Origin of the sequence: Paraglaciecola algarum, from assembly GCF_021532655.1 — a bacterium.
Taxonomy (GTDB): domain Bacteria; phylum Pseudomonadota; class Gammaproteobacteria; order Enterobacterales; family Alteromonadaceae; genus Paraglaciecola; species Paraglaciecola algarum.
In genome coordinates this window covers 354635-369091 of the sequence record NZ_JAKGAS010000002.1, presented here as the reverse complement: position 1 = coordinate 369091, position 14457 = coordinate 354635, and the positions used below count along the sequence as shown (strand labels likewise).

The following is a 14457-nucleotide window of genomic DNA, read 5'->3' as shown; positions in this document are numbered from 1 at the left end:
AACCTATGCATAACTTAACTCAACAATCTTATATTGCTGGTAACTGGGTGACGCCCAAAGGAAGTAGCTTTCAGGCGCAAGATCCAGCGAATCTAGAACCTTTACCTAAACATCACAGTTGCCAATCAAACGAAGTGGAACAAGCATTACACGCAGCCGCTTCAGCTTTTGAAGCTTATAGTCAAACACCTAATACCGCCAGAGCAGAGTTTCTTGAAGCCATTGCAGAAGAAATAGAGTCCTTAGGCGATCAATTATTAGCAGTGTGCAATCAAGAAACGGCTCTTGGACTGCCGAGATTAACCGGTGAACGCGGGCGCACTACTGGGCAAATAAGAGCCTTTGCTGCCATTGTAAAAAATAGTAGTTGGATACAAGCCAGTATTGATACCGCCGATGCGCAACGCCAACCAGTACCTAAACCTGATTTACGTAAATTATTAAAACCACTTGGTCCGGTGGCTGTATTTGGCGCCTCAAACTTCCCATTCGCTTTTGGCTCAATTGGTGGAGACACCATATCTGCGTTAGCTTCAGGTAATCCTGTGGTAGTAAAAGGCCATCCTTCACATCCTGCTACCAACGAATTATTTGCCTGTGCAATAGATAAAGCCATAACTAAATGCGGTATGCCAAAAGGCGTTTTTTCACTATTGCAAGGCAATACCGTGTCGTTATCAATAGACTTAGTCGAACACACTATCACCCAAGCGGTAGGATTTACTGGTTCGTTGACTGCAGGTAGAGCTTTGATGGACGCAGCAGCAAGGCGAACAAACCCAATCCCTGTATTTGCTGAAATGGGTAGCGTAAATCCAGTATTCATGACCCATAATGCCTTACTTCAATCAGGCGAAAATATTGCACAAAACCTAGCTAACTCTGTGTGCATGGGTACGGGCCAATTTTGTACCTCACCAGGCGTGGTGGTTATTCAAAAGAACCCGGAGTTTGTCAATTTAGTGGCGAAATATATGGCCAATAATCCTAGGAACTTGTTGTTGAATGAGGGAATAGGTAAGGCATTCTGTCAAGGTGTTGAGCAGATTTTACAACACCCAAATGTAAGCTGGGTAAATGAAAATAGCCAGCAATTGGATAGTTCTATTCAACCACCAAATATAGTACTTAATACAACAGCAAAACAATTCTTACACAGCCCTGAGTTACAACACGAGGTCTTTGGTCCCGCAACACTAATTGTTGAATGTGATAACGACCAAGAGTTTGTGAAAATTGCCCAAACAATAGACGGAAACCTAACAGCAAGTATTCACACAACAGACCAAGACACAGCTTTAGTAAAAGCTTTGGTAACAAAACTTGAACAAAAAGTTGGCCGCATTATTTTTAACGGTTTTCCTACCGGAGTGGAAGTCTGCGGTTCACAAAACCATGGCGGTCCTTACCCTTCATCATCTATCGCAGCCTCTACTAGTGTGGGTATCGATGCCATCTATCGATTTGTCAGATTTGTCAGTTATCAAGATACGCCTCACGATTTACTACCTGCTGAATTACAAGACACCAATCCCCTTAAAATTATGCGCAGAGTGAACGGAGAATTTACTACTAACCCAATCTCAAGTTAAACCTGAGATAGCTCAGTGGTAAACAGAATCAAAGGTTTTCACCATCAAATAACAACAAATAAAAAGGATAAATCTAATGGAATCTAACGTTAAGTTAACTACTAAAGAAAAGCTTGGCTACGGCCTTGGCGATACAGGCAGCAATATTGTTTTCCAAGTTGTGATCAACTTTATGATGTTTTTCTACACAGATGTGTTTGGCATTACCGCTGCAGCGGCAGGTACCTTGATGTTAGTAGTCCGCATATTTGATGCTGTTACCGACCCGTTAATGGGCGCATTAGCGGACAGAACCCAAACAAGATGGGGCCGTTATCGTCCGTTTTTAATTTGGGTAGCCATACCTTATGGCTTGCTCGCGGTTTTAGCGTTTACTACTCCAGACGCCTCAGATGGCAACAAATTAGTGTATGCATATGTTACTTATACATTAATGATGACAGCTTACACGGCTATTAATATTCCTTATTCTGCACTAGGTGGAGTATTAACAAGTGATGTTCGAGAGCGAGCCTCAATTCAGTCATGGCGTTTTGCCATGGCAAAAGCAGGAGGATTAATTATCGCTGCCGCTACTTTGCCATTAGTGGCCTACTTTGGTGAGGGGGATGAACAGCTTGGTTTTTCTTTGGCTATGGCTGTGATGGCAATTTTTGCAGTCTTGTGTTTTGTTGGCTGTTTTGCATTTACCAAAGAAAGGGTTAATGTCGCCACAAACAATGTGTCAATTAAAGAGGACATTGGCATCGTTTTGAGTAATAACCAATGGTGGATCATTGCTGGTGTCACCTTCTTTTTGTTGATTACTGTCGCGATGCGCGGAGGAGTCATGCCTTATTATGTGAGTTATTATCTAGGCTTGGAAAATTTAATAGGTACATTTGTAACAGTTAGCATGATAGGCGGCATTATTGGCGCGCTAGTATCGAATTGGGCCAGCAAAGTGATGTGTAAAGTGAAATTGATGAAACTTGCTTGCATAGGCATAGCCATTTCAAATTGTATTTTATTTTTTGTACCCGCAGATTTAATGTATATCGCCTTGTTCATTACCTTGTTAACACAATTTTTCCATATGATGCTAATACCTATGTTATTTTCGACTATTCCCGATACTGTAGATCATAGTATTAGTCAGAATGGTCGTGGGCCTATGGCTATGAGTTTTTCAGGCCACTTGTTGAGCCTTAAATTTGGTATTGCAATAGGCGGAGCATTAACCGGTTGGTTACTCGCCGCCTATGGTTACCAAGCAAATGTCGAGCAAACTGAAACTTCTTTAAATGGTATAGTCACAATATTTTCTGCGAGCCCTGCAATCGGAGCACTAATCTGTTTAGCCTTATTACAGCTATACAAATTAGACGATGCTTGGTCTAAAAGGTTGGTTGCGACCAAGGGGCAATAATAAACAAGGATTAACATGCCATGTTAATAATGTGGATTGAAGATAAATTTATGGACACGGCTTCTACCACCACTTTGCTGAAATACGCAGGTGACCGTGAGGTATTAGTGACCACAGATTTAGCTTTAATCCAAAAATACGCCCAAGATATAGATATTGTTTTAGGTGATTTTCCCAAACAATATCTATCCCTGTTACCTAATTTAGTCTGGTTTCAACAATTTGGCACTGGGGTGGAGTGGCTACAAGAATATCCCGAATTAATTGATACAGACTTTACTCTGACTAATTGTTCAGACTCACACCATGACGTAGTGGCAGACCATGCTTTGGCATTAATATTAAGCGTCATTCGAGGCATTCCTACTTCAGTAAAAAACCAACAACATAAAAATTGGTACACAACCAGCTTGACTGAGTGTGATTCATTATTCCAATTACGCGGGAAAACAGTCTTAGTGATCGGCCTAGGTTCAGTCGGTTTAGCCATAGTGCAACGTTTAAAAGCATTTGGTGCAAACATAATAGGTGTGCGTAAAAACCCCTCTAAAACAACTGAAAATGTCGATATTGTCTATAAATTACAAGATCTTCCTTTAGCCGTTGCACAAGCCAATATGGTTATTTCAACCTTACCTAAAACTCATGAAACGAATGAGCTATTTAATATAGATATTTTTAACGCCATGAAAAAACCTAGTTTCTTTTTTAATGTTGGACGAGGAAATGCGGTTAACGAACATGACTTAGCCACAGCGTTGAATCAAGGAATATTAAAAGGCGCGGGAATTGACGTCAGTAAAAAGGAGCCATTAAGCCAATCTTCATTTTTGTGGTCCACAAAAAATCTACTCATTACACCGCACTCCGGAGGCACATACAATGACGTCATCATCACTTGGCGTGATTTAGCTTTAAACAATTTAGTTTTATTTCACCAAGGCGCTAAATTACGTAATCAAGTTGTAAAATCTCACGGGTACTAATTCATTAGCACTTAATCTGTTGAGCTGGTTTAATTAGCAGATATTGAACAAAATACCAGAATACATTTTCGCAAAACTCTTAAATATTCTACTCTAAAGCCATAATTCAGCTATTTCCCAATTTCGCTTACGCCGATTTTGTTGCATCGAATTGCCGATTTTATATTATGAGTTAGTGACAACAGCAAGGTAGGATTGTTAACATAAAATTAACCTTCTTTAATTTAAGAAATCAACAAATTTTTTGGGAAAGTTTCAATGGCAAAATCCAAAGTAAGAATGGGCATGGTTGGCGGTGGTCAAGGCGCTTTCATTGGCGCAGTACATAGGATAGCTGCGAATATTGATGGTGAAATAGAACTCGTCTGTGGCGCGTTTAGTTCAAATGGCGAACGCAGTATTGCATCAGGGGCTGATTTATATTTACCTGCCAATAGATGTTATGCAACTTATGAAGAAATGTTTGCAGCTGAAGCTCAACTTCCCGCTGAGAAAAGAATGCAATTTGTGGCAATTGTTACACCTAATCATTTACATTTTGCCGTGGCTAAAGCCGCTATGGAAGCAGGCTTTCACGTATTAAGCGATAAACCCGCTACCTTTGATCTGCAACAAGCCGTTGATTTAGCAGAGGTTGTTAAATCTACTGGCCAACTTTACGGTCTGACTCATACCTATAATGGATATCCATTAGTCAAACAAGCTCAAGACATAATAGCCAGCGGCCAGTTGGGTAAAGTCACTAAAGTGATTGTTGAATACACTCAGGGCTGGTTAGCCGATAAAGAAGGCGATTCTGGCAAACAAGCTGCGTGGCGGGTTGATCCTGCGCGCGCTGGTATCAGCTGCTGTATGGGTGACATTGGTGTACATGCTGCTAATTTGGCTGAATACGTTACTGGATCTCATATTTCAAAAATGTGCTCAGATTTAGGCAGTGTAGTTGAAGGTCGTTTATTAGACGACGACGGCACAATTTTACTACGTTTTGATAACGGCGCTCGCGGTGTTTTACTTTCTAGCCAAGTGCAAGTAGGTGACGAAAACAATCTACGCTTACGAGTATACGGCGAAAAAGGTGGCATTGAATGGTCACAATTAGAGCCAAATACCTTATGGCTCAAATCTAACACGGCACCAACTCAGATGATCCGCACTGGCGTAGGTGCATTTAGTGCTAATGCACAAGCGGCAATTCGTACCCCCGCTGGACACCCAGAAGGGTACCTAGAAGCATTTGCTAATATTTATGGCAATTTCGTGAAACAAATCAGAGCCTTTGAAGCCGGAGAAGATCATTCTAATGCCGCATTTGACGTACCAGGTATAGATGAAGCCATCCGTGGCATGGCATTTATTGAAAACAGTGTAACCTTTAGTCAGTCAGAGACTAAATGGCATGACTTCGTTATCGCACCACTTTAATTAATCAGGATAATAAACATGAAACAAATAAAAGGCCCGGGTATATTTCTAGCACAATTTGCTGGTGATGATAGCCCTTTTAATTCTTTCCCAGAAATTTGTAAGTGGGCAGCAGGTAACGGCTTTAAAGGTATTCAAGTGCCTTCTTGGGACGGCCGCTTGTTCGATCTGGAAAAAGCCGGCACGAGTAAAGATTATTGTGATGAAATCGCCGGAATAGCGGCAGAATCAGGCTTAGAAATCACTGAGTTATCTACACACTTGCAAGGCCAATTAGTAGCGGTTCACCCTTGCTATGACCAAATGTTTGATGGTTTTGCACCAGCAAAAGTACACGGCAACCCAGCTGCACGTACTGAGTGGGCAATTGACCAAATGAAACTAGCCGCTAAAGCCAGCCAACATTTAGGCCTGAAAGGACACGCTAGTTTTTCAGGTGCACTTTTATGGCAAACCATGTATCCCTGGCCACAGCGTCCTGCTGGTTTAGTTGAGCAAGGGTTTGCGGAATTAGCTAAACGCTGGAAACCTATTCTAAATGCATTTGACGAAGCCGGTGTAGATGTATGTTACGAATTACACCCAGGTGAAGATTTACATGACGGCGTGACCTTTGAACGTTTCTTAGAAGCCGTAGACAATCATCCTCGTGCTAATATTTTATATGATCCAAGCCACTTTGTGTTACAACAATTAGACTACTTGGCTTTCATTGATATTTATCACGAACGTATTAAAGCCTTCCATGTAAAAGATGCAGAATTCAATCCTAATGGTCGTTCAGGTGTTTATGGCGGCTATCAAGGATGGGTTGATCGTCCAGGACGTTTTCGTTCATTAGGTGATGGCCAAATCGACTTTAAGAGCATATTCAGCAAAATGACACAGTATGATTTTGATGGATGGGCTGTTATGGAATGGGAATGCGCTATCAAGCATCCTGAAGACGGTGCAGCAGAAGGTGCTAAATTTATTAGTGATCATCTGATTAGACCAACAGAGAAAGCTTTCGACGATTTTGCTGGTGTGGAAAAAGACGTTGAAATGAATAATAAAATACTCGGCATTAAATAAGGTAAATAATAATATGAATGCAGTAACAGACATTTCAGAACAGGATGCTAAACGCGTCTTTAATATCAGCTGTATTGCGCTGATAGTTACCGCCATGACCTTCGCTATTCGCGCAGGGATTTTAGGCGAATTGGGTGAACAGTACGGACTCAGTGGTGAAGAACTGGGTTGGATTGCCAGTATGGCTTTCTTGGGCTTCCCATTTGCCATGATGTTTGGCGGCATACTTTACAACGCTATTGGCGCAAAATTAATTGTTTGGTTAGCCTTTATTGGTCACGCGTTAGGTTTAATTTTAACCATAGTCGCTGATGGGTTCTGGGGATTAATGATTTCCACTTTCTTAGTCGGATTTGCTAACGGTTTAGTGGAAGCGGGTTGTAACCCAATTATTGCTCAGCTTTATCCAAACAATAAAACAGCCATGTTGAACCGTTTCCACGTTTGGTTCCCTGGCGGTATCGTGATTGGTTCTTTAGTATCAGCCGGTATGACTAAATTAGGCCTTGGTTGGGAAGCTCAAGTAGCGACTATGTTAGTACCTACTGCCATTTACGGTTTCTTAATGTTTGGTTTTACTTTCCCTAAACTAGAAACTGAAGATGATTCAACTAGTGGTAATTTAAAAGCATTAATCAACCCTATATATATTTTCCTTGCTGTATGTATGACAATTACAGCAGTAAGTGAATTTGGTCCAGGCCAATGGATTAACCAAATTCTTGAAGCTTCTGGTGCAACACCTATGCTTATCTTGGCATTAATCACAGGTATTATGGCATTAGGTCGTTTTTATGCAGGTCCTTTAGTGCATAAACTTAGCCCTCCTGGCGTATTGTTTGCCTCTGCTATTTTAGCCACTTTAGGCCTATTCTTAATGACTCAATTATCAGGTACTGCGGTTTATATTGCAGCGGTTGTGTTTGCATTAGGGATCACTTACTTCTGGCCAACTATGATTGGTTGTACCACCGAATATACACCTAAAACGGGAGCTTTAGGTATGTCCTTAATGGGTGGTGCAGGTATGTTCGCTATGAGTGCTTGGAACCCAATTATTGGTGGTTGGGTAGATTCAGCAACATCTAGTGCAGCGGCAGCAGGACTTGAAGGCACTGAAGCATCACTAGCTGCAGGAAACGAAGTTTTAAACAGCTTAATTATGTTTCCGCTTGTTTTAATCGTATTATTTGGTGCTTTCTACTTTGTAATGCGTAAAAAAGCTTAAGCCTTTCAGTTTTATACTGAATTGAATGATAAAAACGCTCGTAATGAGCGTTTTTAGTTTTACCCACACATGAGGATAGGTTATGACCACAGTCTCAAATGACCAAACGGCCAACACAGTCAATTTAAGTGAAGCGTCACGTCGACAGTTTTTGCAAAAAATGTTGGGCCTGGCCTGTGTCACAGGTAGTGCTTCAATGTTATCGAGTTGCGCCTTAAAATCAGCAGACAATTTTGTTAAAACTAAAAGTGAACCGGTTAACTCAAGGGTTTTGTTTAATGAAGGTCAAATGGCAACTTTGTTCGCCATTGGCGACGCCATTCTACCTCGTACCGACACACCCAGCGCCAGTGAAGTTAATTGTCATCACTTTGTGCAACATCAACTGCTAGCTTGCCATGCTAGAGATGAGCAACAAGCCTGTGTTGAAATAGTGGCACAAATTGATAAGTCGAGTGTTGATAAACTCAATAAACCTTTCGCCTTATTAATCCCAGCACAACAACAAGCGTTACTTACGCAATTAGAAAAAGGTCAAGGTTTTACTGACCAGCAGCAAGGGCAATTCTCATTATTAAAAGCCCTGATAATATTTGGTTATTTCACATCTGAAGCCGGAGCTACCCAAGCACTTAATTATCAAGCCGTACCAGGTGGATTTAAAGGCTCAATTCCATGTGATGAGAATACTAAATCATGGGGTTCAATTGACTACTACTAATTACAATTTAGATAGAAATCAGTTCCGCTATCCATTTCAACGAATTTAATAAGGTCATGTCATGACAGACGAATTATACATACTCCAAAGCTCAGAAGTTTATGACGCCATAGTGGTAGGCTCGGGCATATCGGGCGGCTGGGCGGCTAAAGAGTTTTGCGAGCACGGCTTAAACACTTTAATGATTGAACGCGGCCGCGTAGTTAAACACCGCGAAGATTATATAGGTGAAGGTAAAGGGCCATGGGAATTCCCCAACCGCAGTAAAGTAAATAACCTATTAGTAGAGCAGCAACACAAGATCCAAAAGCACTGTTATGCCTTTACTGATGCCACTAAACATTTTTTTGGCAATGACAGAGATCTCCCCTACACCACTGAAGAAGGTAAACCTTTCCATTGGATCCGAGGCAATCAACTCGGAGGAAAATCTTTGTTATGGCACAGACAATCCTATCGTTTAAGTGATTTTGATTTTGCTGCCAATAAAGCAGATGGCCATGGTAATGATTGGCCTATCCGCTCTAAAGATATCAATGACTGGTATAGCTATGTAGAAAAGCACGCTGGGATCAGTGGCTCCAAAGAAAACCTACCACAACTTCCCGACAGCGAATTTTTACCGCCATTTGAGATGTCAGTGCCAGAACAAGAAATACAAAAACGTTTTGCACAACATTATCCAGATCGGCCTATGATAATGGGTCGAGCGGCACATTTAACTAAACCTACACAGTTACATATGCAGCAAGGCCGAGTGCAGTGTCAGGCTCGTAACGAATGTCAAAAAGGCTGTTCTTTTGGAGCGTATTTTTCTACTCAAAGTTCGACTTTGCCCGCAGCGGCACAAACCAATAACTTATCTATCGCACCAAATAGTGTGGTACACAGCTTAATTTATGATGAAAAAACCAAGCGAGTAAAAGGGGTTAGAGTCATAGACAATGATGATCTAAGTACCCGCGAATATTACGCCAAAGTGGTATTTTTATGCGCATCAACTCTAGGCAGCACCCAAATATTACTCAATACTAAAACCAAATCATTTCCCAACGGTTTAGCAAATAGCTCTGGCGTATTAGGCCATTATTTAATGGATCATAACTATGGAGCAGGTGCAGGTGGTCGATTGGATGGCTTTGAAAATGAGTATTATTCGGGCCGCCGCCCTACAGGTTTGTACATGCCTAATTTTAGATTCAAACCTTCTCGTTACAGTAAAAAATATGTCAGAGGGTTTTCGTTTGGTGCAAGTGCCCAGCGAGACAATTGGCAAGGTATGCGATATAACCAAGGCGTAGGCGCCGACTTTAAAAATAAACTTACTCACCCTGGCGGATGGTCATTTGGTATGTATGCACAAGGTGAAATGTTACCCAGATACGAAAACCAAGTGTCGTTACATCCCACTAAAACCGACAAATGGGGCATGCCTTTATTACATATCAACTGCGAATGGTCTAAAAATGAAATAGATATGATGCATGATGCAGCAGATCTAGCTGCAGAAATGTTAACTAAAATAGGGTTAAAAAACGTATCAAGTTACACCAGCTACAAAGACAAACCACCCGGCTTAGCAATTCACGAAGTAGGCACGGCTAGAATGGGCCATGATCCAAAAGATTCTGTACTTAATAACTACAACCAAACTCATGATGTAGCTAACTTGTTTGTGACAGACGGCGCGAGCTTTTGTTCGACCAGCACCCAAAACCCTTCGTTAACCTATATGGCGTTGACCGCCAGAGCGGTAGATTATTGTGTTAAGGAAATGAAAAACCAACGACTTTAAATTTGGAATACGTTACCAAACTTCACGAACGGCGCTTTCTTAATAGTACTTGCTTTAAAGCATTTGTGGTTGATGAAAGTGTCGAACGTGGATATCGTGGTGCAACAGTTAGCAGATGCTCAAAGTTAATATCTTTAAACAACACTTCCCCACCATGAGCCAAGAGCACAGTATTTAAATCCATTGCTTTTACTTTTTGCAAAGAAGCTAGATATTGATTGGGATGAAAAACAGGTAAAGGGGGCACAAATCGATTTTTTACTTTAACTATTAAATCAGCCACATATAAGCGTTTTGAAGGAGTATGTAGCACAGACAAATCTCGGTCTGTATGTCCTGGTGTAGTAATTACCTGCCAATCTGGAAACCCAGGTAAACAATCAAAATCCTGTAATTGGTAATCAGCCTGTAAAACCGGTGAATACCATAAGTTTGTTTTTTTACGACCTAATCTTTGGCCCACCCAATACGCTAAGGCCAAATCTAACATGTGCATCAAGCGGCCTTTTATGCCTCGGTACCAAGGATAAGATTTAATAGACGTGACAATTTTACAATGAGTGAGTTGCCTAAGTTTCGCAGCAGCTCCTGCGTGATCAGGATGCATATGGGTTACTACAACTAATTTTAAATCAGTCAAAGGACGGTGCAAAGTTTGCGTGATAAAGCTTTCTAAAAAATCCACATCAGCGCGGCAACAACCATCTAACAGCAACAAACCATTTGGATATTCAACTAAATAGATAGATTGGATATAACCTGAAAGTGTGTGAATTTTCATCGCGGCTTGACCTACCTATTTATGTATCTATTTGTTGTTTTGTAGGTTTATTTAGCTACTTTATTCAGCTTCCGACAATTCCACTGTACGTTCGATATATTCAATAGCCTTTTGTAAGCTACCAAAAGCATTGATCAGATTTTGACGACCTTTATTGGCTAACTCAGGATTATTATTTTCTGACATCATCCACACCCAAGTGCGAATTAAAGACTCTGGAGGTACATTTGGCATAATTTGTTATCCATTTATTATTATTTTTCTTTCGTAACTCGATTATTATATCCTGCAATATGCTCGGATACGAGAATGAATTTAAGATTCGAGTGGCCAAGTTAACCACTTTGACACAAGTGAAGTTAAACAAACCAACACCTAAGCAGCAGGATTTAAATGATTAAAGTAATAGTGGGCTCCACTAATCCAGTCAAAGTTAATGCAGCCAAACAAGCCATCACAAATATTTATCCAAACAACCAAATTGAATGTTTAGGTATCAATGCCCCGTCATTAGTTCCAGACCAACCAATGAACAGCCAAGAAACCAAACAAGGAGCACTTAACCGAATTGACTATTGCCAAAAACAATCTAAAGCAGACTTTTATCTAGCTATTGAAGGCGGAGTAGACCTTTTTGAGCATGGCCCAGCGACTTTTGCTTATATCGCCATTACAGACGGAACTCACACTTCAATTGGCCGTTCTAGCATGTTGCCATTGCCGCCAAAAATATTTCAAGCTTTACAACTAGGTGAAGAATTAGGCTTAGCAATGGACAGGCTATTTAACACCCACAACATTAAACAAAAACAAGGCGCCATAGGTTTATTGACTAATGGTTTAGCCACTAGAGAAAGTATTTACACACAAGCCTGCATATTAGCCATGGCCCCTTTTATAAATCCAGATTTATTTAATTGTAAATAAGATGACAGTAAAATGACGACACTATGACAAATACTTCGAGCTATACCTTTGAAATCATTCCTAAAAGTTGGGCAAAGCGACGCACCCCAAGTAAAGAACCTATTCCCATCTCAGTCAGCATCCCTGACCTTGTCTTAAAAGAGCAATATTTCTGTAATATGAACGTCACATACGATGATTATTCTCAGCGTACATTTTATTCTCGTGTAATTTTTAATCAACTCACTCAAAGTTGGACTGTAGATGGCATGCATGTAGCGGTAAAGGTAATACTTCCGTAATTATCTTAGCAACCATCTACCAGAGTTATTACATACGAGAATAATCGTTTTTAATCACTGGAAAAGTGAAGATCCAGTATAAATTTGTATGTTGTAATCCAATGAAAAATTTTAGTTTTACCTTAATAATCTCAATTATGCTGTTAGCCTGTAATGGTACTGAGCAAACAAACTCCACCTCAGTTCAACTACCAGCCAGTAGTTTTGCCGAGCAATATTCAATGGCAGACTTTAAGTTAAATGATAACTATCAATACTGGGAAATCAGAAAAGGTACTGACCTCTCCACGGCTAAAGTGGGTCACACAGTTTTAAATAAATACGATCCAGAAAAATTCACAGCGCTACAAAACGACTTATCAAACAGAATTGAAGCGGTTCAATCTGATTATGGTTTCGATAGCCAATGCCTGCCAAGTTACTGCCCAATTTACGGGGTAGCCATCCGTCAAGATGATATTGTGGTGATTGAATCACAACAAGATTTATTAGTCTTTTTTGACTACATAGACACAGAAGCTGAGGTTTTTGTTTACTTAAACAAAAACGGTGCAGTACCAAAATCTTATGAGAAAAATGCATTAGGTTACAAAGTATTGGTTGCATGGGATGACTTATGTGGCACTCACGGAGAGAAGCTAGTACAAGTGTTTACCGATGGTACTGTGGAAGACATTAAAGAGTTGAGTGAGACACAGTATGATGGGTGTTATTAGGTTTTCTTTTTAACGGCATGTGCTTTGCGCATAAGGTATCGCTACGCGACAAAGTATTAACGCTGCGAACTAAGATTATTCACTACGTTCACCAGAAGTATGGGCTACGCCCACTCTGCATCCATGCGGGTTTTTAACTCGAATCCCTTCGAGCTAGTGACTCTTTATTATGAATGACTTCCTTGTCATTCACCCTTCGGGCCAGCTAAAGCTGTTCCATATTTATCCAGTAAATATTGGTCAACAGCAAAAAAAGAGTAACCAGAAAAATGCCGCGCTCCAGCAATGCTCTTCTTCCAATTTTGGAATGAATTAAGCAGGGTGAAACTGGATTTTTTAGAAGCAGCGCTTCGCCCAGTTGAACAGCTCGTCATGGATGTCGAGATTGGGTGCATATCATCATGGATGTGCGAGTGACTAAATTGAAGTGTGTACCTAGGTCCGGCTCAGTAAACTACAGCACTACTAAATTCACCACAAAACTGGCGAGCCTTGAGTCGCGATAAAATCAAAAGCCTGGCTTTGCCACTGAGGTTATAAGCGGGATAGTGGGCTAGTTACCCCATTTGCGCCTTGCTGTAATACATGAGTATAAATTTGGGTAGTTTGCACATCTGAATGTCCAAGTTGAGTTTGAACGGTTCTAATATCTGCGCCAGATTGGAGTAAATGAGTGGCAAACGAGTGCCTAAAAGTATGAGGTGTTATTTGTTTGGTAAGTCCCGCTGCATTAACCGCTACCTTCACTGCTTTTCTAACACAGGTATGATGAAAATGATGCCGTCTAATTTCACCAGTCTCAGGATCGGCACTTAATTTGTAAGATGGAAATAAATACTGCCAGGCTAAAGATTTGTTCGCTGATGGATATTTTTTAGCTAATGCGTGAGGCATCCATACCCCAGAAAACTGGTCATTTTTAATATCTAGTTTCAAATACTCATCGACTTGTATAATTTGATTTCTAAGTGCAGGAATTAATTCATTGGCCAAGGTGACTATTCGGTGTTTGTTGCCTTTGCCATTCCATACACGGATACTTTTGTAATCAAAATCAATGTCTTGCACTCGTAGTTGAACAGTCTCCATTACTCGCAAGCCACTGCCATACATTAACCCTGCAATTAAATAATATCGCTTGGTTAATTTTGTCATCAATAGCTTTACTTCATCTTTTGTCATGACCACAGGTAATTTAGCTTGTCGCTTTGAGCGTACAAAATTTAGATTTAATGACAGTTCGTTTTTGACTATATGTTTATATAAAAATGCCAAAGAATTCAGTGCAGTGGCTTGAGTACTTGGAGCGACATTGTTTTTTAATACTAAATGTTCGAGATAAACTTCTACCTCATTATCGCCCATCGAGGCTGGGTGTCGTTTTTGGTGAAAATGTATAAATGACGTTATCCATTTCAAATAGGTTTCAATCGTCCTTAGCGAGTATTGCCTAGTTAACATGTAGTCAATTATATACTGCAAAAATGGTGACTTAGTTTTCATTTTACACCCCACACACAACT

At 40.5% G+C, this 14457-nt stretch carries 14 protein-coding genes; 11 read left to right on the top strand and 3 right to left on the bottom strand.

The window, feature by feature from the left end; translation table 11 throughout:
* The first annotated feature begins 5 nt into the window (after window positions 1-5).
* The 8 genes from L0668_RS05160 (at window position 6) to L0668_RS05125 (ending at window position 10229) form a co-directional block, all read left to right on the top strand.
* Window positions 6-1592 carry an aldehyde dehydrogenase (NADP(+)) gene (locus L0668_RS05160; protein ID WP_235311006.1) on the top strand — a complete coding sequence of 529 codons (1587 nt, stop codon included), beginning with the start codon at window positions 6-8 and terminating at the stop codon, window positions 1590-1592.
* A 76-nt stretch (window positions 1593-1668) separates the two neighbouring features.
* Window positions 1669-3000 (top strand): glycoside-pentoside-hexuronide (GPH):cation symporter, encoded by a 1332-nt coding sequence (locus tag L0668_RS05155; RefSeq protein ID WP_235311005.1) that lies wholly within the window; start codon window positions 1669-1671, stop codon window positions 2998-3000.
* 20 nt (window positions 3001-3020) lie between these two features.
* On the top strand, window positions 3021-3986 hold the full coding sequence (locus tag L0668_RS05150; protein WP_235311004.1) for a D-2-hydroxyacid dehydrogenase: 966 nt from the start codon (window positions 3021-3023) through the stop codon (window positions 3984-3986).
* A gap of 258 nt (window positions 3987-4244) precedes the next feature.
* Window positions 4245-5411 (top strand): Gfo/Idh/MocA family protein, encoded by a 1167-nt coding sequence (locus L0668_RS05145; RefSeq protein ID WP_235311003.1) that lies wholly within the window; start codon window positions 4245-4247, stop codon window positions 5409-5411.
* 18 nt (window positions 5412-5429) lie between these two features.
* Window positions 5430-6485 carry a sugar phosphate isomerase/epimerase family protein gene (locus L0668_RS05140; RefSeq protein ID WP_235311002.1) on the top strand — a complete coding sequence of 352 codons (1056 nt, stop codon included), beginning with the start codon at window positions 5430-5432 and terminating at the stop codon, window positions 6483-6485.
* 13 nt (window positions 6486-6498) lie between these two features.
* Window positions 6499-7713, top strand: a complete 1215-nt coding sequence (locus L0668_RS05135; protein WP_235311001.1) for an MFS transporter — start codon at window positions 6499-6501, stop codon at window positions 7711-7713.
* An 82-nt stretch (window positions 7714-7795) separates the two neighbouring features.
* Window positions 7796-8434 carry a gluconate 2-dehydrogenase subunit 3 family protein gene (locus L0668_RS05130; protein WP_235311000.1) on the top strand — a complete coding sequence of 213 codons (639 nt, stop codon included), beginning with the start codon at window positions 7796-7798 and terminating at the stop codon, window positions 8432-8434.
* 61 nt (window positions 8435-8495) lie between these two features.
* Entirely contained in the window at window positions 8496-10229 is a 1734-nt protein-coding gene (locus L0668_RS05125; RefSeq protein ID WP_235310999.1) for a GMC oxidoreductase, read from the top strand.
* Between the two features lie 22 nt (window positions 10230-10251).
* On the opposite strand, the gene L0668_RS05120 is transcribed toward L0668_RS05125, so the two are convergent.
* Together L0668_RS05120 and L0668_RS05115 are read right to left on the bottom strand one after the other, a co-directional pair.
* Window positions 10252-11010, bottom strand: a complete 759-nt coding sequence (locus tag L0668_RS05120; protein ID WP_235310998.1) for an MBL fold metallo-hydrolase — start codon at window positions 11008-11010, stop codon at window positions 10252-10254.
* A gap of 60 nt (window positions 11011-11070) precedes the next feature.
* Window positions 11071-11244, bottom strand: a complete 174-nt coding sequence (locus L0668_RS05115) for a hypothetical protein (protein ID WP_235310997.1) — start codon at window positions 11242-11244, stop codon at window positions 11071-11073.
* A 159-nt stretch (window positions 11245-11403) separates the two neighbouring features.
* On the opposite strand from L0668_RS05115, the gene yjjX reads away from it, so the two are divergent.
* From yjjX to L0668_RS05100, 3 genes are all read left to right on the top strand, one after another.
* Window positions 11404-11937, top strand: coding sequence for an inosine/xanthosine triphosphatase (yjjX, locus tag L0668_RS05110; protein ID WP_235310996.1), 534 nt, complete (start codon window positions 11404-11406; stop codon window positions 11935-11937).
* Window positions 11938-11960: 23 nt separating this feature from the next.
* Window positions 11961-12218: a hypothetical protein gene (locus tag L0668_RS05105; RefSeq protein ID WP_235310995.1), complete on the top strand. Its 258-nt coding sequence runs from the start codon at window positions 11961-11963 to the stop codon at window positions 12216-12218.
* 101 nt (window positions 12219-12319) lie between these two features.
* On the top strand, window positions 12320-12934 hold the full coding sequence (locus L0668_RS05100; RefSeq protein ID WP_235310994.1) for a hypothetical protein: 615 nt from the start codon (window positions 12320-12322) through the stop codon (window positions 12932-12934).
* 534 nt (window positions 12935-13468) lie between these two features.
* On the opposite strand, the gene L0668_RS05095 is transcribed toward L0668_RS05100, so the two are convergent.
* Window positions 13469-14437, bottom strand: coding sequence for an integron integrase (locus L0668_RS05095; RefSeq protein WP_235310993.1), 969 nt, complete (start codon window positions 14435-14437; stop codon window positions 13469-13471).
* Window positions 14438-14457: the final 20 nt, after the last annotated feature.